The organism is Parabacteroides sp. An277 (assembly GCF_002159645.1).
GTDB lineage: Bacteria > Bacteroidota > Bacteroidia > Bacteroidales > Tannerellaceae > Parabacteroides.
The window spans coordinates 39,970-60,513 of the sequence record NZ_NFJB01000026.1 but is presented as its reverse complement, the minus strand read 5'-3'; the positions used below and the strand labels follow the sequence as shown (position 1 = coordinate 60,513).

At 47.6% G+C, this 20,544-nt stretch carries 16 protein-coding genes; 8 read left to right on the top strand and 8 right to left on the bottom strand.

From position 1 onward, the window contains the following. The first annotated feature begins 676 nt into the window (after positions 1-676). The 6 genes from B5F77_RS11105 to B5F77_RS11080 all read left to right on the top strand — a co-directional run bounded on the left by B5F77_RS11105 (position 677) and on the right by B5F77_RS11080 (position 7,590). On the top strand, positions 677-3,019 hold the full coding sequence (locus B5F77_RS11105; RefSeq protein ID WP_239446325.1) for a glycoside hydrolase family 3 N-terminal domain-containing protein: 2,343 nt from the start codon (positions 677-679) through the stop codon (positions 3,017-3,019). 350 nt (positions 3,020-3,369) lie between these two features. Then, positions 3,370-4,212 (top strand): head GIN domain-containing protein, encoded by an 843-nt coding sequence (locus B5F77_RS11100; RefSeq protein ID WP_087330758.1) that lies wholly within the window; start codon positions 3,370-3,372, stop codon positions 4,210-4,212. Between the two features lie 13 nt (positions 4,213-4,225). Then, positions 4,226-5,059 carry a head GIN domain-containing protein gene (locus tag B5F77_RS11095; RefSeq protein ID WP_162607989.1) on the top strand — a complete coding sequence of 278 codons (834 nt, stop codon included), beginning with the start codon at positions 4,226-4,228 and terminating at the stop codon, positions 5,057-5,059. 65 nt (positions 5,060-5,124) lie between these two features. Beyond that, complete coding sequence (locus tag B5F77_RS11090) at positions 5,125-5,922, top strand: head GIN domain-containing protein (protein WP_087330754.1); 798 nt, start codon at positions 5,125-5,127, stop codon at positions 5,920-5,922. A gap of 13 nt (positions 5,923-5,935) precedes the next feature. Continuing rightward, positions 5,936-7,201, top strand: coding sequence for a M23 family metallopeptidase (locus B5F77_RS11085; protein ID WP_087330752.1), 1,266 nt, complete (start codon positions 5,936-5,938; stop codon positions 7,199-7,201). A 20-nt stretch (positions 7,202-7,221) separates the two neighbouring features. Further along, positions 7,222-7,590, top strand: a complete 369-nt coding sequence (locus B5F77_RS11080) for a YccF domain-containing protein (protein ID WP_087330750.1) — start codon at positions 7,222-7,224, stop codon at positions 7,588-7,590. Positions 7,591-8,133: 543 nt separating this feature from the next. Here B5F77_RS11080 and murI read toward each other — a convergent pair. The 3 genes from murI to B5F77_RS11060 form a co-directional block, all read right to left on the bottom strand. Continuing rightward, on the bottom strand, positions 8,134-8,982 hold the full coding sequence (murI, locus tag B5F77_RS11070) for a glutamate racemase (protein WP_087330746.1): 849 nt from the start codon (positions 8,980-8,982) through the stop codon (positions 8,134-8,136). Positions 8,983-9,052: 70 nt separating this feature from the next. Next, positions 9,053-9,556: an OmpH family outer membrane protein gene (locus tag B5F77_RS11065; RefSeq protein WP_087330744.1), complete on the bottom strand. Its 504-nt coding sequence runs from the start codon at positions 9,554-9,556 to the stop codon at positions 9,053-9,055. Between the two features lie 75 nt (positions 9,557-9,631). Further along, entirely contained in the window at positions 9,632-10,147 is a 516-nt protein-coding gene (locus B5F77_RS11060; RefSeq protein WP_087330768.1) for an OmpH family outer membrane protein, read from the bottom strand. Between the two features lie 165 nt (positions 10,148-10,312). Here B5F77_RS11060 and B5F77_RS11055 point away from each other — a divergent pair, with 165 nt between their 5' ends. Continuing rightward, positions 10,313-10,519 (top strand): winged helix-turn-helix domain-containing protein, encoded by a 207-nt coding sequence (locus B5F77_RS11055; protein ID WP_087330742.1) that lies wholly within the window; start codon positions 10,313-10,315, stop codon positions 10,517-10,519. On the opposite strand, the gene B5F77_RS11050 is transcribed toward B5F77_RS11055, so the two are convergent. Then, positions 10,504-10,899, bottom strand: coding sequence for a hypothetical protein (locus tag B5F77_RS11050; protein ID WP_140392867.1), 396 nt, complete (start codon positions 10,897-10,899; stop codon positions 10,504-10,506). The genes B5F77_RS11055 and B5F77_RS11050 overlap by 16 nt on opposite strands. Before the next feature lie 82 nt (positions 10,900-10,981). Between B5F77_RS11050 and B5F77_RS11045 the strand changes: the two genes are divergently transcribed. Further along, entirely contained in the window at positions 10,982-12,106 is a 1,125-nt protein-coding gene (locus tag B5F77_RS11045) for a DUF6261 family protein (protein ID WP_087330738.1), read from the top strand. 179 nt (positions 12,107-12,285) lie between these two features. Here the strand turns inward: B5F77_RS11045 and carB are convergent, their stop codons facing one another. The 4 genes from carB to bamA form a co-directional block, all read right to left on the bottom strand. After that, entirely contained in the window at positions 12,286-15,504 is a 3,219-nt protein-coding gene (gene carB, locus B5F77_RS11040; RefSeq protein WP_087330736.1) for a carbamoyl-phosphate synthase (glutamine-hydrolyzing) large subunit, read from the bottom strand. Between the two features lie 34 nt (positions 15,505-15,538). Then, a complete protein-coding gene (locus B5F77_RS11035; RefSeq protein ID WP_239446324.1) occupies positions 15,539-15,886 on the bottom strand; it encodes a DUF6565 domain-containing protein in 348 nt (115 codons plus the stop codon). Positions 15,887-16,359: 473 nt separating this feature from the next. Further along, positions 16,360-16,812, bottom strand: coding sequence for a DIP1984 family protein (locus tag B5F77_RS11030; protein WP_087330766.1), 453 nt, complete (start codon positions 16,810-16,812; stop codon positions 16,360-16,362). A 1,034-nt stretch (positions 16,813-17,846) separates the two neighbouring features. Continuing rightward, positions 17,847-20,531 (bottom strand): outer membrane protein assembly factor BamA, encoded by a 2,685-nt coding sequence (bamA, locus tag B5F77_RS11020; protein ID WP_087330734.1) that lies wholly within the window; start codon positions 20,529-20,531, stop codon positions 17,847-17,849. Positions 20,532-20,544 lie beyond the last annotated feature (13 nt).

The window sequence follows — 20,544 nt, the reverse complement described above, 5'->3', positions numbered from 1 at the left end:
GTGGACGGTGAAACCATCCAACCATGCTTAACCGGCTGGTGGCGCGAAGCGGCACCTGCGGTATCAGCGCTCTGTCCCTAAGCGACCTCGAAGGGGTCGAACCTCCTGGTGTTCATCCTGTTCGACCCCGTTGGGGTCGAGATGGCGTGGAATCGTTCTTGCCGAAGGTGACGCTTCGCATCACCCTCGGTTAAGCATGGTTGAACCTCTTCGAGGTTCGACCGCAACCTCCTGAGATGCTCTGGTTTTGCTCAGCATGACGCGGAGTGCTCAGAGATGCTTCGACTTCGCTCAGCAAGACGTGGACGGTGAAGCCGTCCAACGATGCTTAACCGTCTGGTGGCGCGAAGCGGCACCTGCGAAATCTGCGGTTGTCTGCGCTTCAGTCCGCGTCCTCTGCGTGCCCTTACATTATAAATAGGTACAAATCGGCGGCGTGAAAAGCGGAAATGGCGGCGTGGATGGCGGGATTTATAGTTATCATGGGGAAGGTTCATGGGCATGGATTCGGAATCACCCTGCGATGAATGCATCAAAAAAAGGAAATGAAAAAAGCCAAGCACCTATTTTTACTATTTTTTTTGTATCTTTGGGCAGAAATCATGAACACATTAAACGAAAACACATGAAACTTAAATCCAAATTGATTTGCCTATCTATCGGATGGGCGGCATGTATGCCAACCTTGTATGTATCAGCACAAAAGGAAGATATTTACCATCAAGGTTGGATCGACTTCAACAAGAACGGGACGAAGGACGTGTATGAAGACCCGAAGGCGAATATTGACGCGCGTATCGACGACCTCATGCGCCAAATGACGCTTGAAGAGAAAGCGGGACAGCTCCTGACCAAGTTCGGATGGCCTCTGTATGAACGGAAAGGCGACCAAATCACCCTCACGGCAGAAGCGCAAAAGACACTCGCCGAGCAAGGGACGGGCAGCCTCTGGGGCTTTATGCGCGCCGATCCTTGGACGCAAAAAACATTAATAAACGGGCTGAACCCGACGTATGCCATTACAGCTACGAATCTGGTACAGCGCTATTGCATCGAACATACACGACTCGGCATTCCGCTCCTCCTGGCTGAAGAATGCCCGCATGGGCACATGGCCATCGGAACGACCTCTTTCCCGACCGGCATCGGACAGGCTTCTACTTGGAATCCAGACCTTTTACGTCGAATGGGCGCTGCCCAGGCAAAGGAAGTCCGCAAGCAAGGCGGGCATATTGGCTACGGTCCGGTGGTGGATTTAGCGAAGGATTCGCGCTGGTCTCGCGTGGAAGAGGGATTCGGTGAAGACCCCTTCTTGGCAGGCGAACTGGGTGTAGCGGTGATGCAAGGCATGCAAGAGAATCCGGATTATCCGGTCATCTCGACCGTGAAGCATTTCACCGCGTATGGTTCGACCGAAGGAGGACACAATGGAGGCTCGGCTCACTTGGGAGAAACCGAACTGAACGAGCAAATCCTCCCGCCTTTCCGCAAGGTGGTAGAGGCGGGATTGCTCTCGCTCATGACCTCTTACAATGAAATCGACGGTGTGCCTTGTACAGGTAATCCTTATCTGCTGACCGAAGTCGTCAAGAAACGCTGGGGTTTCAAGGGCTTTATCGTCTCCGACCTCTTCTCGATCGACGGCATGACCAGCTTAGGCGTGGCCGAGGACTTGAAAGACGCGGCACGCATCGCCTTGAACGCAGGCGTAGACTCCGATTTGGGCGGACAGGCTTATCTTCGTTTGCCCGAACTGGTAAAAGAGGGGAAAGTTTCCGAAGCCCGTATCGACGAGGCGTTGCGCCAGATATTGTACTTGAAATTCTCGTTCGGCCTATTCGATAAGCCCTTCCGCACCGAAGCAGAAGGCCTGACAAAGGAAGAATTGGCCGAACATCGCGCGTTGGCCCGCGAGATTGCCCGCCAATCGATTGTCCTCTTAAAGAACGACAAACAAATACTGCCTCTGAAGAAAGAGATTCGTTCGATTGCCGTCATCGGGCCTAATGCCGACACGCCTTATAATATGTTGGGCGATTACACCGCTCCGCAAGCTGAAGGGCAAGTCGTGACTGTCTTGGAAGGCATTCGTAAAGCCGTATCAAAGCATACGATAGTGAATTATGCCAAAGGCTGCGCCATCCGCGACATGTCCGATAAAGGCCTGGCAGAAGCTCGGGAAGCAGCCGAGAAAAGCGATGCCATTGTCCTCGTTTTGGGCGGTTCGAGCGCGCGGGATTTCCGGACAGAATATGAAGCGACCGCAGCTGCCAAAGCCAGCCAGAACGAAGAGAGCGATATGGAAAGCGGAGAAGGAAACGACCGTAAGACACTCACGCTCATGGGTCGCCAGCATGAACTCCTCGAGATGATGAAGGCCACGGGTAAACCGCTCGTCGTCGTGTTGATTAAAGGCCGCCCCTTGGCCGTCAAGGATTGCGATGAAATAGCAGATGCATTGATAGATGCTTGGTATCCGGGCATTGAGGGCGGAAATGCTGTGGCGGATGTCCTCTTCGGAGATTATAACCCGGCGGGACGTTTGACGGTGTCGGTGCCTGAGAGTGTCGGGCAAGTGCCTGTCTTTTACAATCATAACCGGAGCAACAACCGGAGTAATTATGTGGAAGGCACAGGCAAGCCGCTTTATCCTTTCGGCTATGGTTTGAGTTATACCACGTTCACGTATGATAAAATGACCCTCACGCCTGAAACTGATGCCCTCAAGGTTCGCGTCCAAGTTACGAATAGCGGGGCGAAGGCGGGCGACGAAGTCATCCAAGTTTACGTAAAAGACAAAGTTTGTTCGCACGCGAAACCCATCATGGAATTGAAGGCATTCCGCCGCGTACACTTCGATGCGGGCGAAACACAAGAGGTGGAACTCCGCATTCCGCGTGCCGAATTGGAAGTCTATCAAGGCAATGGCCAGTGGACATTCGAACCGGGAGAGTTCGTCATCATGGCGGGAGGCTCGTCCGATAAATTGCCACTGAACGAAACCATCTACCTGAAATAAAACCCGTATGCCAAAATAGAAAATGGCACACTGAATGACACTGATTTTATAGATAACCGCAAATTGTTTTTATTGATTTACAACTAAATAAATCTGTGATTATCTATTAAATCAGTGTCATTCAGTGTGCCATACCCCTATTATGGCACACCCTCATTTTCATAACGAAAAACCATTTTATTTATAACGAAAAACGCGCAGGATTATAACGAGAATCGAAAGCAATCATAAGCATAAACCCAACCATCCTAAGCCGAAAAAGATATTTTTTTGCAAAAAGAGCGGAAAAATCTGCAACCCTTTTCTTTTTCGTTGCGTCTTATAAAATAGAAATATAAAACAGCAAGAAAATGAAAACTGGTATTTTAGCAACAGGAATGGCGCTGATGGCGACATTCGCTTTGCCTGCTCAGGCAGAAAAGATTGAAGGAAATGGAACGGTCATTACGAAGGAAATCCGGGTGGATGATTATTCGGGCGTTTCGATGGGTGGTTTGCACCACGGAGGAGACTCGTTCTCGTTTACCGATTTGTTTAAGGCGCGCACCTATATTTCTCCCACCTTTAATTATAAGCAGGGAAATGAATCGACGCTCCGTATTACGACAGACGAAAACATTTTGCCGCATCTCGAAGTAAAAGTAAAAGAGGGCGTATTGGGCATCTATGCCGAAGAGGGCGAGACGCTCCTTCCGACGAAGTTCATCGTAGACGGCATGTCGCAAAAGCTGGAAGCCGTCCGGATAAGCGGAGGAGGGACATTCTATTTGAAGTCGGCATTAAAGGGCGAAGACTTGAAGATGCGGATCAGCGGAGGTGGAGACCTCTATATGAACCAGCCCGTGGATGTAACCAATTGTCAAATCAGAGTCAGCGGCGGAGGTGATATGAAAGGCAACCAAATCTCTTGCAATCAGCTTACTATCGACGTTTCGGGCGGAGGCGACGTTCAGTTGGGCGGAAAAGCCCAAGAAGGCGAGTTGCGCGTTTCAGGCGGAGGCGATGTACATGCCTACGATATGCAAGTAGAAGAGCTTACTTTCCGAATTAGCGGAGGCGGAAGTGCACAAGTCCATGCCTTGCAAAAATTGGAAGGACACGTGAGCGGAGGCGGAGACCTCTATTATAAAGGAAATCCGAATACCGAAACCTCGACCAGCGGTGGAGGCGATGTACATAAAGTAAACGATTAAAAAACAAATGAGTATGAAAAAGATACGGAACTTATTCATGGTGATGGCGCTCTTCGGCGTGATCATGCCGGTTTGGGCGGAGAAAATCAAAGGAAACGGAAAAGTGGTGACGAAAGAAATCCAAGTAGCGGAGTATGAAAGCGTCCATATGGGTAGCCAGCCGAACCGCAATGGCAATCTTTTCCAGTCGAAGAAAAAAAATTACAAGACGACGCTCGCCCCGAGCTTTTATTATACGCAAAGCGATAAGGCTTCGCTCACCATCACGACTGACGAAAATCTGTTGCCCTATTTTGAAATCGAAGTAAAAAGCAACAAACTGGAAATCGCGATAAAGGAAGGCACGACCCTTTCGCCTACGAAACTGGAATTTAACGGTTCTTCCCAGGAATTGCATGCCATCGAAATGCATTCCGACGGTTATTTTTATCTGCAATCAGCCCTGAACGGCCAGAAGCTGGAGGTTTCCGTGGCAGGCAGTGGCGAGATTTATTTAAACGAACCTGTACAACTGACGAAATGCGAAACAAGCGTGGCGGGCGATGGCCACGTCGAAATGAAGCAATTGACGTGCGAAAAGATGGAAGTTTCGATTACAGGCGGCAGCGATGTCGAACTGGCCGGGAAAGCCACTAAACAGGAAATCAACATAGTCGGCAGTGGGGAAGTCCATGCCTTCGACTTCCTCACGGAAGCAGTGGACTTCAGCAGTGTAGGCAGTGGTTCGGCGGAAGTGTATGCGTCGGAGCGAATAGAAGCGTCGATGGTTGGCGGAAGCCTCTATTATAAAGGCGATCCGGAAATAGAGAGTTCAAATGTAGGCGGGAAAATACGTCACGCAAACTGATTTTTTCCTATTTTTGTGCGGGATAAATACTATCCCGCATTTTTATTAACTAAACAACAAGGAAAATGAAAACGAAATGTGTATGGCTATGTGCCTTTTTGTGCTGCTTCGTGCTGAGCATCCAAGCCGCAGATAACGTGAATGGGAACGGAAAACTAACGACAAAATCTATCAAAGTAGATGATTTTAACGAAATTCGCATCGACGGCATCATGGATTTCAACTATGAACAATCGGAAGCGGACGCGAACAGCCTTTCCATTACAGTCGACGAGAACTTGCATCAGTACATCAAGATTGACATTCACGACCGCATCCTGACGGTCGGATTCGACAAGAAAGTGAACGTCATCAAGCTGACGAAATTTATCGTCAGAAGCAACTCGAAATGGTTGAAGAAAGTACGCGTGGCCGGAAATGCGAACTTCATGGTACAGACTCCGTTGAATGGCGATGAATTGGAAGTAAAAGCGAACGAGAATTGCCTTGTCCAGTTCTTGAAACCGGTCGAAGTGGGCGTGCTGAAGCTCGACGTCGCCGGAAGTGCGAACATGGTGGTCGAGACGATGAAGGTCGACAAATTGGATTGCAACATGAACGGCTCAGGTTCTATCCGTCTGAAAGCAGGTGCAGCCAACCAAGGCGATTTCACCACCAACGGGAGCGGAGACATTCATGCCTTTGGCGTGGCGATTCCCGACGTAAAGTGTAAGATGGCAGGCAGCGGACTGAGCGAAATCTATACGACAGGCAATCTCAATGCTTCGCTCGTAGGCAAAGGTTCGATTCGATATAAAGCCGCGCCGGGTGCCAACATACAACAGCGCATCTTAGGAAAAGGAACGATTGAAGAAGCCAAATAACATAGCCCGACACATGAGAAAACACATTCTGTGGCTTGGTGGGCTTATCGGTTTGGTCTGTTGGCTGGCATCCAGTAGCTGCTCGTACAAGAAACAGACGGACGAATCGCCGGTCGTGCCGGAAGATACGATTCCGCACGTATATGAATACGGCATTTGCATCGACTCGATGAATTTGAACCGCTTCGAGATTCGACCGGGCGACAATCCGGCGCTTATCTTTGCCCGCCTGGGGTTCTCGCCACTGGAAGCCGACAGCATGAGCCGCGCCTCGGCCGCTGTGCTCGACCCGACCAAACTCCGCGCCGGCATGCACTATTGCACTTTGACTACGCAAGATAGTTTGCAGACGATTCGCTATATTGCCTTTGCGAAATCACTGACAGACTATGCCATCATCGACCTCACTGGCGACACGCTCCAGGCGTTTGCCTACACCAAAGACATCCACTTGAAGCGAAAATACATCGAAGGGACGATTCGCTCTTCGCTCTGGAACGAGATTGCGGCCAGCGGCGTCTCTCCGCTCCTTGCATTAGAGATTTCGGACGTGTATGCTTGGCAAATCGACTTCTTCGACGTGAAAGAGGGCGATGCCTATCAGGTGATTTTCAACGAGGCGTTTGTAGACGACACGACATCGCTCGGTGTCGAATCTGTCGATGCCGCTATCTTCATACATCAAGGTAAAACTTTCACGGCCATTCCTTTCACGCAAGATAGCGTCTTTGAATATTTCGACTTGGAAGGGAACAGCCTCCGCAAAGCTTTTCTGAAAGCGCCGCTCGATTTCTTCCGCATCACGTCGCGTTTCTCGAACGCCCGTTTCCATCCGATTTTGAAACGATATCGCGCGCACCACGGCGTAGATTATGCCGCTCCGACCGGTACGCCCGTGAAAAGCATCGGAGCCGGAACAGTTGTCTCGAAAGGATGGGCTGGCGGCGGCGGGAATACCGTTAAAATCAAGCATAACGGCAGCTACACCACCTCGTATATGCACCTGAGCCGCTACGCGAAAGGGCTGGCCGTCGGGCAACATGTACAGCAGGGAGAAGTGATTGGATATGTGGGTTCGACAGGTTTATCCACCGGTCCGCATCTCGACTTCCGCGTCTACCGGAACGGGCAAGCCATCAATCCGCTGGAGATGGACGCGCCTCCCTCGCTTCCCGTCAAGCCCGAGTTGCGCGATAGTTTCATGCTCATCCAAAAGCGTTATGTGGCCGAGCTCGATAGCCTTCATCAACAATATCGAGACACCGTGCTGATTCTTTAAAATAGTAAACACAACAAACAATGAAAACAGTAGGAAATATCATTTGGTTACTTTTCGGTGGTTTGCTTACAGCAGCCGAATATCTTGTGGCGAGCTTCATCTTGATGATTACGATTATTGGCATCCCCTTCGGATTGCAAACACTGAAGCTATGCATCCTGGCACTTTGGCCCTTCGGGCGGACGGTGACAGACAGCGGCAATGGCGGCGGATGCCTTTCGCTCCTGATGAATGTCATCTGGATATGCGTCGGCGGATTCTGGATTTGCCTCACGCACCTCGGTTTTGGCCTTTTGCTCTGCATCACCATTATCGGCATTCCTTTCGGCCGCCAACATTTCAAGATGGCAGCTCTCGCGCTCACCCCATTTGGGAAAAACATCGCTTAACGAACAGTTCCGCCCCGTGCGGAGCTGTTTTTTTGAAGATTCTCTTTGCCTTTATTTGAAATTTTCTTTCCTTTTTTATGGCGTTTCCAATTATCCTCCTTAACTTTGCGCCGTCCCGAACAGAGGAGCGGCGGAATCCTTCCGTGGACGACATATTGGGTTAAAGCATTTACGATATTATTCCTATCATAGAGAATCGCCAATTTTTTATCAAACCGGAATAATAAGCAATAAATGCTTGCACTCTTAGCTGTATATCTTCTTCAACAAGAAAAAGGTATATCTTTCAGCATAGAGTGCGGGCTGTTGTTTCGTTATGGGTTTGACTGGCGTTTGGCGATGCCTCTATGATACATAATGAACAACTCGACCCGCACTTTTTTTGTGCCCAGCGGCCGCAGGCAAAAGTGATGGTCAGGAAAATAACAAGATTCAAGGCCGATGCGAATCGCCCGATTTAATATGTTTTATTAGTGAATAAAGCCCCAGGTCTCCGGACTTGGGGCTTCTTTTCATGAGCAGAGTCTCAAAGAGATTGGTCTGTCAATTATTCATTGTCAATTGAATCGATTCCGCCTCAATTGGATAATGCAGGAAAACCGAGGCTGCTTCTGCGAATTTTCCAGCCGATTCCGTCGTAAGGAAACGACGGCTTCCTCCTTTCGTGAGTTTGCATGCCATTTCCGGATGCCTTTCCAAATAATCTTCCAAGCTTTGCGCCACGTATTCGCCCTGTGGAAGGAGCGTGACACCCGTCGGCGTATATTTCCGTATCTTTTCGAGCAGCAACGGATAGTGCGTGCATCCCAGGATGAGCGTATCAATTTGCGCATCTCTCGCAAACAAACGGTCCAGATACTTCTGCACAAAATAATCCGCTCCGGACGAATCGTATTCGTTGTTTTCGACGAGGGGCACCCACATCGGGCAAGCCTCCGTCTCGACATGGATATGCGGAAACATCTTCGCGATTTCCATTTGATAAGAGCCAGAGGAAATCGTCCCGGCCGTACCAACCACGCCGATATGCTTCGTGTGGCTCAGGCGGTCCATCAGTTCGACGGTTGGACGAATCACGCCCAAAACGCGCCGCGAGGCGTCCCACTGCGGAAGGTCACATTGTTGAATCGTACGCAACGCTTTGGCCGAAGCCGTATTGCATGCCAAGATAACTAATTGGCATCCCTCTTGGAAGAGACGCATGACGGCCTCGCGCGTGAAACGATAGACCACCTCAAACGAACGTCCACCATAAGGCGCGCGGGCATTATCTCCCAAATAAATGTAATCAAACGCCGGCATCCGTTCGAGAATCTTGTCGAAAACCGTTAATCCGCCATAACCCGAGTCGAATACGCCAATCGGCCCGGCTGCTTTCGAGAATAGTTCCATCTGAAAAGAAAAAGAGGAATGCCCCTTTCGGAATCATTCCCCATCAAAAAATATTAGTATGAAACAGATTTTATTGCAATCCTAATTTAGCTTTCACCAACGATGTGGCATCGATAGCATTCGGACCGGTGTAAAGCAACACTTGCGGATCGATAATATAAGTATATCCCTGTTCTGCCCCTACGGCCTTGATGGCGTCTTGCAATTTCTGCTGGATAGGCGTCATCAAATCTTGTTGCTGTTTAGCCACGTCTTGCTGGGCTACTTGCACGAAGTTGTCGATGCGTTGCTGCATGTCTTGTACTTCTTGCATACGGCGAACCTTGATGTTTTCCGTCAACGAATCTTGTTGTGCGACGAAATCGGAATACTTCTTTTGGTATTCACTGTTCATGGTCTCCAATTCCGTTTTATACTTCGCGTTCAAATCTTCCATCTTCTTCTGCATGTCCTTGAACTCAGGCATCATCGTGAAGATTTCTCCAGCATTTACGAAAGCGATTTTCGCTTCTTGGGCATTCATAGCGCCTGCAAAGGGCAGGAGCATCAGTAATAAAACAATCAGTTTCTTCATTTTTTCTGTTATAATTGTTATTTTAATTGATTCGACTCAAAAAAAGCATCTCAAAGACGGCGCAAAATTACGCATTTATTTTGAATATCCCAACTTTGCAAGCACTTCATTGCTTATATCTATCTTGGGCGAAGCGTAAATGATGCTCATGGCCGAGGCGCGGTCTACGACGATTTGATATCCTTTGGCGTCGGCAATCTCCTTCACCGCGTTGTAGATTTCATCCTGTATCGGCTTCATGAGGCTGGCCCGTTTCTGGTACAATTCGCCGTCCGCTCCGAAATATTTGCGCTTCAAATCCTGCGCTTCCTGCTCTTTCTTTACAATCTCTTCCTCGCGCTTGCTTTTCATTTCATCCGAAAGGAAGACCAAATCGCTTTGATACGTTTTGTACATGTTTTGAGCCTCTTGTTGCAAGGCATCCACCTCGTTTTGCCACTTTTTCGACACTTGGCTCAATTGCTCGTTGGTCATCTCGTATGCAGGGATATTCTTCAAGATGTATTCCATATCGATTAAAGCATACTTCTGTGCATTCCCCGCCCACGCGCATATCACGAGCAGGCAGCTTATCCAAAAAAACTTTCTCATATCACGCATTTTCTTTAGAATTAAACTATTGATTGCAAATGTAGGAATAATCGACCACTCTCAAATCAAAATAATCTTAAAAGAGACAAAGAAGGCACGCATTCCTAAAACATTTTGCCGCCTTTTCGCGTTTATACAATAAACAGATTACTTAAATTCATTGCTATGGCATTAAACATTAATTTCATCAAGAAAAACAGCTCAGTCGTATACAACATCTTAGCAAACACAACTCGCTGTACGTTCAACGAGTTACAAAAAATATGCAAGTTGAACAACATCGATTTATGTTTAGCGTTGGCAGACTTGATGCGGGAAAAGAAAATCCAGCAAGGACGCGATGCCCAAGAGGTCTTCTACGCTTGCGCTTGATAACAGGTGCGACTACTGTAAGGAATCTGACGAAGGTTGCTCCCATTCCGGAGCGACCTTCTTTTTTTCATGACCGTAAGTAACTGCTTTACGAAGGCTCGACGGCGGAAATCTCCGACGAGCTGCCAGCGTTGTCGGGAGGTTTGCGGAAATCTCCGACGAGCTGCCAACGTTGTTGGGAGGTTTGCGGAAATCTCCGACGAGCTGCCAGCATTGTTGGGAGGTTTGCGGAAATCTCCGACGAGCTGCCAGCGTTGTTGGGAGGTTTGCGGAAATCTCCGACGAGCTGCCAGCGTTGTCGGGAGGTTTGCGGAAATCTCCGACGAGCTGCCAACGTTGCCGGGAGGTTTGCGGAGATTTCCGCTAAATTTTTCTGCCATATGTTTGACTATTAAAAAATAATGCCTAACTTCGTAACGGTGAATCGATAATTTCATTTTTAAACCAAGAAAGGAGATAATCATGGAAGTAAAAAAAATTCTTGTGAATTTTCCGCTGTATGAAGCCCGCAATGCGGAACATTATGAATTGTACAGCGAAATTTTTGAGAGCATTCCCCAGGAATTGGCTGAAAAGTACCACCTTACGCCGATTTATTCGACTTGCGTGAATTTGTTCGGCATCGAAAATGATTGCCATTTGCGCAATCGCGGTTACAAGGACACAGCGGCCATCGAGGCGGCAGATAAAAAAGTGGACGACCTGTTCCTCGTGGTGGCACAGACGATTGAAACCGCTACGCTGATGCCCATCGAGGCGAAAGCGGAAGCGGGTAAACGTCTGAGTTTCTACCTAAAACCGTATCGGAACGCCTACAGCCTGCCCTACGCGCAAGAGTCGGCCAACATTCGTGATTTCGTCCTGAAAATGGCGGAGGAGGCGAATGCGGCGGACATCGAGACGCTGGGCCTGACGGAGATGATGACGCTGCTCGACGAGGCCAACCAAGCGTTTATTGACTTATATAAAGGACGTTCCGGTGAAATTCGCGTGCGCAGCACGTCGGAAACGATGAAGACCATCCGCCCCAAAGTGGATGCCGCTTTCGCACAATTGTTTGATGCTATCAACGGAATGTATATCGTCAACGAACTGACGACGAAGGACGCGACGACGCGCGAGGAGCTGGGCAAAGTTATCGACGACGTCAACAGTTACCTCATCCAGTTGCAAAAAACGTTGATTCGCGCCGGCGTGATTGGCGGAAAGGTAAAAGATGAGGGCGACGACGAACCCACTCCCGAGCCCGAACCCGTCACTCCCGAAATCACCGCCGTCTACCAAAAAGAGGGAGGCGACCCGGAGAATCCGCACCGCATCGAGCGAGGCAAGCAAACCGGCGTAAACTATAAAGGCTTTACCCTGAAGGGACAGGACGGTACGCTGGAACACGTCATCGGGCTTGTCAATGATCAGGATTACATCGAATGGATTAAGGCCGCGACCATCACCAACGTCACAGAAACCAGCTGTGAATTTACGATGGTGCCAGACTTAACGGAAGGTCAATATAAAGTCCGCATCGAAACCTATGATGGTGGCAGCCCGCTGGTGGTGGAATATCCGGAGCCCATCACGCTGTGGTAATTGACAATGGACAATGGAGAATTGACAATTGACAATTAATATGCTTGTAGGGGCGGACACGCGGGTCCGCCCTATTTTTTGCCCGTCTTTTTTGTGCCCCATTGTTTTTCCATAAAAAACCCCGAGAACGAAAAGTTCGTTCCCAGGGGTCATGGCATATTAAAAAAAAGAATTGTGGCTTATTTATATTCTTGCCAGCTCTTGATTTGAATATCCTCCTCGCCCATCGAGCAGAAGGCATCGATAAAGGCGCTGGCGAGCCGGGCGTTCGTGATGAGCGGGATGTTATGGTCGATTGCCGCGCGGCGAATCTTATAACCATTGGTCAGCTCACGCTTGCTGTGGTCTTTCGGAATATTGACCACCAACTCGAACACATGCTGGCTAAACATATCCATGATGTGCAGTTCGCCCTCTTCGTCCGGCCAGCAGACAGCCGTTGCCTTAATGCCGTTATCGTTGAGGAACTTCGCCGTTCCGTGCGTCGCATAGATATTATAACCTTTGCGGTCGAGCTGACGGCAAGGTTCGAGCAAATCCACTTTACTCTTAGCCGCGCCGGAAGAAACCAGCACGTTCTTCTTCGGGATGCGGTTGCCCACGGCAATCATGGCAGAAAGCAAAGCTTCGTTGAAATCATCGCCCAGGCAGCCCACTTCGCCCGTCGAACTCATGTCTACACCCAAGACCGGGTCGGCATTGTGCAGACGCGCAAACGAGAACTGCGATGCCTTGACGCCAATCCAATCAATGTCGAACGCACTCTTGTCGGGCTGCGTATACTCGGCATCCAACATGATGCGGGTAGCCGTTTCAATGAAGTTGCGCTTCAAGACTTTGGATACGAACGGGAAGCTACGAGAAGCACGCAAGTTACATTCGATTACCTTCACGTAGTTGTTCTTGGCAAGGAATTGGATATTAAACGGACCGCTGATGTTCAGCTCCTTGGCAATGGTCTTGGCCACCTTCTTGATGCGGCGGGCCGTCTCGAAATAAATCTTCTGAGCCGGGAAGACGAGCGTCGCGTCACCCGAATGGACACCGGCGAACTCGATATGTTCTGAAATCGCATACTCGACCACCTCTCCATGTTTTGCCACCGCATCGAATTCGATTTCTTTCGCTCCCTGCAGGAACTCCGAAACGACAACAGGATACTCCTTCGACACCTTAGCGGCCAAGCCGAGGAACTCAATCATCTGCTCTTTCGTATGGCAGACATTCATAGCGGCCCCCGAGAGGACATACGAAGGACGAATCAAGATGGGGAAACCAACCTCGGCGATAAAAGCATCGATTTCTTCCATGCTGGTGAGCTCCGCCCAACGCGGCTGGTCGACACCGAGCGTGTCCAACATAGCAGAGAACTTATGGCGGTTCTCGGCCCGGTCAATCGAAAGCGGCGAAGTCCCCAAGATAGGCACATGCTGGCGATGGAGCTTCATGGCGAGGTTGTTCGGAATCTGTCCGCCCACCGAGACCACGACGCCCTTCGGCATCTCCAGGTCGATGATATCCAAGACACGTTCGTAAGAAAGCTCGTCGAAGTAGAGGCGGTCGCACATGTCGTAATCGGTCGATACCGTTTCCGGATTATAGTTAATCATGACCGCTTTATAGCCCAAATGGCGAGCCGTCTGCGCGGTATTGACGGAACACCAGTCGAACTCAACCGACGAACCGATGCGATAAGCACCCGAACCTAAGATAATCACGCTCTTGTCGGTCGGATAATAAGGAATATCGTGCTCCGAGCCGTCGTAAGTCAAATAGAGATAATTGGTAAGCTCCGGATTCTCGGAAGCCACCGTATTGATGCGCTTCACGCTCGGCAGGATACCCAGCTTCTTACGCAGATTACGGACGCGGATATTCTCCTTCTCCATGTTTCCTGCCGGATGCTCCACATAACGGGCAATCTGGAAGTCGGAGAAACCTAACCGCTTAGCCTCGCGGAGGACATCCGCCGGAATCTCTTCTATTTTATCGTAAAGCTCTAATACTTTCGTGTAATCAACAATGTTCTTCAATCGCTCCAAGAACCACGGGTTGATTTTTGTAAGTTCGTAAATACGGTCGATGGTATAACCCTTCTCAAGCGCTTGGGCGATGGCGAAGATACGGAGGTCGGTCGGGTTGGCCAGTTCCTCGTCGAGGTTTTCGAACTCCAGGCCGTTGTTGCCCACGAAACCGTGCATCCCCTGCCCAATCATACGCAGTCCTTTCTGCATGATTTCCTCGAAAGACTTACCAATAGACATGATTTCGCCCACCGACTTCATGCTCGAACCAATCTGCCGGTCGACCCCGACGAACTTACTGAGGTCCCACCGCGGAATCTTCACGATCATATAATCCACTTCCGGCGCCTTGTAGGCAGAGTTCGGAGTACCCATCTCCCCGATTTCATCTAACCCATATCCCAAGGCCAACTTAGCCGCTACGAATGCCAACGGATACCCGGAAGCCTTCGAAGCCAACGCCGACGAACGGCTGAGGCGCGCATTCACCTCGATGACACGGTAATCATTCGTTTCCGAATTGAATGCATACTGGATATTGCATTCGCCCACGATACCGATATGACGGATAATCTTGCGCGAAAGCTCTTGAAGCATCGACACCTCTGCATCGGTGAGCGAACAGGTAGGCGCTACCACGATACTCTCTCCCGTATGTACACCCAGCGGGTCGACATTCTCCATACTTACCACCGTGAAGCAGTGGTCGTTCTTATCTCGAATCACCTCGAACTCAATCTCCTTCCATCCTTTCAAAGATTCCTCTACCAGGATTTGCGGAGCGTAAGCAAAAGCGCTCTCGGCCAACTCGCGCAAGGCGGCCTCGTCCGGACAAATACCACTGCCCATGCCACCTAAAGCGTACGCCGAGCGAATCATCACCGGGAAACCGATTTTATGAGCTGCAGCCACGGCATCTTCCATTGTTTCTACCGCTTGGCTTACGGGAGTCTTGACATCTATTTCCGTCAGCTTCTTGACAAAGAGGTCGCGGTCTTCGGTATACATGATAGCTTCTACGCTCGTACCTAACACACGTACGCCATACTTGGCCAACGTCCCGTTCGTGTACAACTCCGTTCCGCAATTCAAGGCCGTCTGTCCGCCAAACGCCAGCAAAATCCCGTCCGGCTTCTCCTTCTTAATAACTTCTTCCACGAAATAGGGCGTAATAGGCAAGAAATATACCTTATCGGCCACCCCTTCAGAAGTTTGAATCGTCGCAATATTCGGATTCAACAATACGGTACTAATGCCCTCTTCCCGAAGAGCTTTCAATGCTTGCGAACCTGAATAGTCAAATTCTCCGGCTTGCCCGATTTTCAACGCGCCCGAGCCGAGTACTAATACTTTATGAATGTCGGTTTTTGACATAATCTTCTATTTTTTAGGCTATTTATATGATTATTCAATCTTTATTCTCTTCTAAAGCATCTTGTGCTTTCTTGGCCGCCTCTTTCAAGCTTTCACCAAAGTTCTTCAAACCAGCTTTTCCCCGAAGCGCAGAATAAATGGTCTGATATTTAGCAATCTCTAATTTCTCTTCAGAAGTGAGTTCATCGGCAAACTTCTGATAAATATCGCCCGACAATTGCTGGAACTTGGCATCCGCCTTCTCCCAATCTTTGTCCGAATACCCATCTGCTCCCGCTTCAACCTCTTCGATAAATTGCGTAAAATCGCTCACATACGAATCTTTCGTTTGGCAAGCAAAGAACATGCACGCCGCAAACACCAAAACTAAAACTTTTTTCATAACTCACTAAGAATTTATTGTTTCGGACAAAATTAGGGATAATTATCTTTTTTCGCAAATTTCCTCCTATCTTTCTTCCATAACTGAGTCAATTAGCATGTGCAATATTATGAAATTAATCGGAAGAACTCTTTTTTGAGTGGAGAAGTTATCCGGGAAACCTGTCGCCAATGCCAATTCTGACGGATTGCTGCTGTCGACTGGGTCGACAGTGGTTGTCGAGACGGAGAAGTACCAACGACTTAAAAAATGCTCATTAAAAGAAAGAACCCCACCAACCCGCCCTCATTCCCTTTATAGTCAGTACACGGTAGTAACAATGCGACTTGCGGTTTGAGCTTGTAACAATGCTGAGCATTACAATTCTTTTTGCGCTATGCTCCGCTCCCGCTCCCATTCGCAAGTAGGTTCGACAATTCATTCTCAACTGCCAGAGATGTACTCGCCCTATTCGGGGAACTACCTGAATTTTGTTATATCAACTCTGTCATCCAATTTAACTGTTGGATTTTTACGTCCAATTCTCGCAACTGCTTGGAATATGAATCTATCTGTTTTTGCAAATCAGCTACATTAAGCGTGCGGACGTAACGGATTTCGTTTGCCGAATAACGCTCCAAACTTCCCATTGCCGACTGTGCGACGGAACGAAGTACGGAAATGCGCAGAGCCAAGACATCTTTCTTCGCAATCATTTCCGTAAGGCTGATTCCTTCCGACGAGGTTGCCATATTAGTGTGGTTGATTCTAAAAATCAAAGTTTCCAAATCATTCAGATTGTTATTCAACTCTTCCATGAGTTCCAGCGGATTTTCCGCCGGCTCCTCGCCTTCTTGAATCCGGGCGTTGTTTTTCAGCCGGACTTCCAGTTGCGATATTCTTTTTTGTAAGTCAGCCCGCAAACTGAGTGCTTCTGCCAATTTCATATTTCGATATGTTTTTAATGTTTGTTGCTCTTGCTCTCTTGGAATCGCATATCCAATCATAAAGAGGGCGGCTTCCAACGAACGCACGTCCTTGAATTTACATTCTGAGAAATTTAAAACCTCTTTTAACAGCCAATTGGCTTTAAGGTTACATTCAATATAGATTTTCCCTTGTTCTTGATAGAGAGAAGAAAATTTGTAATTATCGCTGTTAGGATTCCGATTGACTTTTGGGTTTCGACTTGCTCCATAGGCGAATTTCAGTGTAGGAGGAACACATTCACACCTCTGCTCTTTACAATATAGTTTCACCAAATAACATAAAGCAGCTCCCACACGGCTATCATAAATAACGAAATCGTCTATATATAAGGAATAAATCTTCGAAAAGCCAGAGGACATAATGATTCCTTCTTCAATAATGTCATCCAAAGAGTCGCAGGTTATAACCTCTTTGGCTCTCATTAAATAATCGACAAGATCGGTTTGTCCCTCAATTTTTTCTTTGTTTTCCTGCAAAACGCCTCCCCATTGCAATATATCATGGCAAACTTTACGGCAAGCATCATTGTCTCTATTCCGAATGCTTTCTTCAAGCCGCTTGGAATAATCTTCCAATGTGTTATTGGTTTCTTCCCAATTATGACCGCCCCATTTATATTTATCACAAGCATCATAAAAAGAGACACATCGCCATTCCTCCTTCTCCTTCTGATTGTAATAAGAATGAGTGAAGTTTGACAATTTATTACGAAACCAACAAATAAACCTGGAAACATGCGTATCGTTCAAGAATTGTCCCTTTGTCATGATAAATGATTTTGTCGCAAATATAGTGTTTTTATTTTGTATATATACGTGGGGACACTACTTTTCTTATTTCTTTCCATTTATGCCTATAATCGTTTCCGTTTATAATTAGAATCGCAAGCGATTATGCCTATGTTTTTCCACCCGCACAAGATATCCCCCAAAAGGGGATAAAAAAAGAGGCTAACCTCTTCGCGAAGCAGCCTCTTTTTCAATATCATCGATTAAAACTCTTGTCCAATAATGAAGTGGAACTGACTTCCGCTTCGGTCTGTGCTTCCATAATTCGGTGCATCGAATCCATACGCCCAGTCGATACCCATCAAACCAATCATCGGGAGGAAGATGCGGACGCCCACACCCGCCGAACGTTTCAAATTGAATGGGTTATAATTGCTCATATCCGTCCAGGCATTACCTGCCTCGGCAAATACCAATCCATAAATAGTAGACGAAGGTTCGAGCACGAACGGATAACGCAACTCCATCGAAAGGCGCGTGTAAGCCACCGCATTCGTATAAACGCCATAACCACCCGCGATGCTACCATTTTCATATCCACGCAAACCGATTGTCTCTGTCGCATACGTACTTGAATAACCACTCATACCATCACCACCCATATAGAAGGTTTCGAATGGCGAACGCTTGTTCTTATCATACGCACCCAAGAAACCAAACTCGGCACGCGTCATTAAGACGGGAGTACGCTTGACCGTAATCGGAGCCAAAGGCGTAAATACCTTCGCTTGGAATTTCCATTTATGATATTCAATCATCTTGAACTTGTTCGGATCGGTATCTTCCATCGACGCGTAATCCTTTCCATCGAACAATGAATAAGGAGGCGTAAGGGCTACCGAGAAAGAGAATTGCGAACCTCTACGCGTATAAAGCGGATTATCAATAGAATTACGCTGCAAAAGGAGCTCGAGGTTGATATTATGACATGTTCCATTATTCACCAAGAAATAATCCCAATCGTGCATCTTATACACCTGATAATTCAACGTCGCCATGAATTGGAAATAATCGTCCGGCCAATTCAAACGTTTACCATAACCAGCCGAAACACCAAACATCATGATAGATTTATCCGGGTCGAGTGCCAATTCGTAGCTACCATTATCATAATAACCTCCATAACCATACCCATAGCCATAATAAGGATACCCATACCCATAACCATAACCATAAGGATAATAACCCATGTAATTGCTCATCATGTTGCTATAATAGTTTGTACTGATATCCGTTTGTTTCGAGAAATAAGCACTAACCGATAAGGTATTCGGGCGTTTACCACCGAACCATGGGTCGAGGAAGGAAATACTATACGCCTGATAATAACGTCCGTTCGTTTGTCCGGAGAGCGTCAATGTTTGCCCCTCGCCTTGTGGAATGATACCTTTATACGTAGATGGATTGAAGAAGTTCTTCATAGAGAAGTTCGTAAACTTCAAACTCAACTTACCAATCACACCCGTCTGCCCCCAACCAGCAGAGAACTCAATCTGGTCGTTTGCCTTCGAAGTCAAGTTATATTCAATATCTACCGTACCATTCTCTGGATCAGGAATCGGACGCGGATCCATATTCTCAGGGTCAAAATGTCCCATCTGGGCAATTTCACGTACCGAACGCATCAAATCCTCACGGCTAAAGAGCTGTCCGGGTTTCGTACGCAACTCTCGACGAACGATATCTTCGTACAAGCGATCGTTACCATTAATTATTACTCGATTAATAGTAGCTTGCGGACCTTCCTGAATACGAATTTCCAAGGAAATAGAATCATTTTCGACATCCACTTCGACCGGATCGGCACTAAAGAACAGATAACCATTATTGAAATAAATATTCGAAACGGCATCTTCGTCATTCGTCAAGCGATCGCTCAATTTCTTCTGGTTATAGACTTCACCTGGCTTCATGCCCAAGATAGCCATCAATTGGGAAGTCGGATATTTCGTATTTCCTACAAAATCGATGTCTTTCAAGTAATACTTATTTCCTTCTTCCAACTTAAGGTAAATATCCACCTTCTTTTCATTATAGTTCACCACACTATCCGCCAAAAGAACAGCATCACGATAACCATATTCATTGTATTTAGAGATGATATTATCTTTATCATTCTCATACTCTTCGGTGGTAAATTTCTTTGTGCTAAACATTTCGAGGATACTCGACTTCCAGTCGTTGAAGAGGCTAAACTTTTCGTTCGTCTTCTTCATCGCCTTCTTCAACTCTTGAGCAGACAACGCATTATTACCATCAAAATAAATACGATGGATTTTCGTTTTCTCGTGTTTATCAATAAAAATATCCAGGATAACCTCGCCTTCGTGTGCTAAATCATCTTTCTGCTGGATATCCACATCCACATTCTTAAAGCCTTTCCCATCAAAGAACTTCTCAATAAGAATCTTGGCCCGGTCGAGCACATTGGGTGTAATTTGAAACCCTTTCTTCAAACCCAACTTCGTCTCCAAATCCTCACGTTCACCCTTTTTAATGCCATGATAATTAATTTCCGAGATACGTGGACGCTGTTTCAATTGATATTCCAACCAAATCTGGTCGCCTTCAATCTTAGTAGCTACAATCTTCACATCCGAAAACAAGCCGTGACGCCAGAATGCCTTTACCGCTGAAGTAATCTCGTCACCAGGGACGGTAATCTCATCGCCTACGGACAATCCGGAGAAGCCAATCAGCACAAAATCATCATAATTCTTCACACCCGTCACCTTGATATCCGCAATTTTATACTTCTTAGGTGGTGCCGAGTATGAAATCACCGGCAATTCCGCCGGCTTTTCAACCTTCGCCGTATCGCTTTCCTGTGCAAATGCTCCCAACGAAACACTCAAGAAAGCAAAAAACAGTACTAATTTCTTGTACATAGCCACTGATATT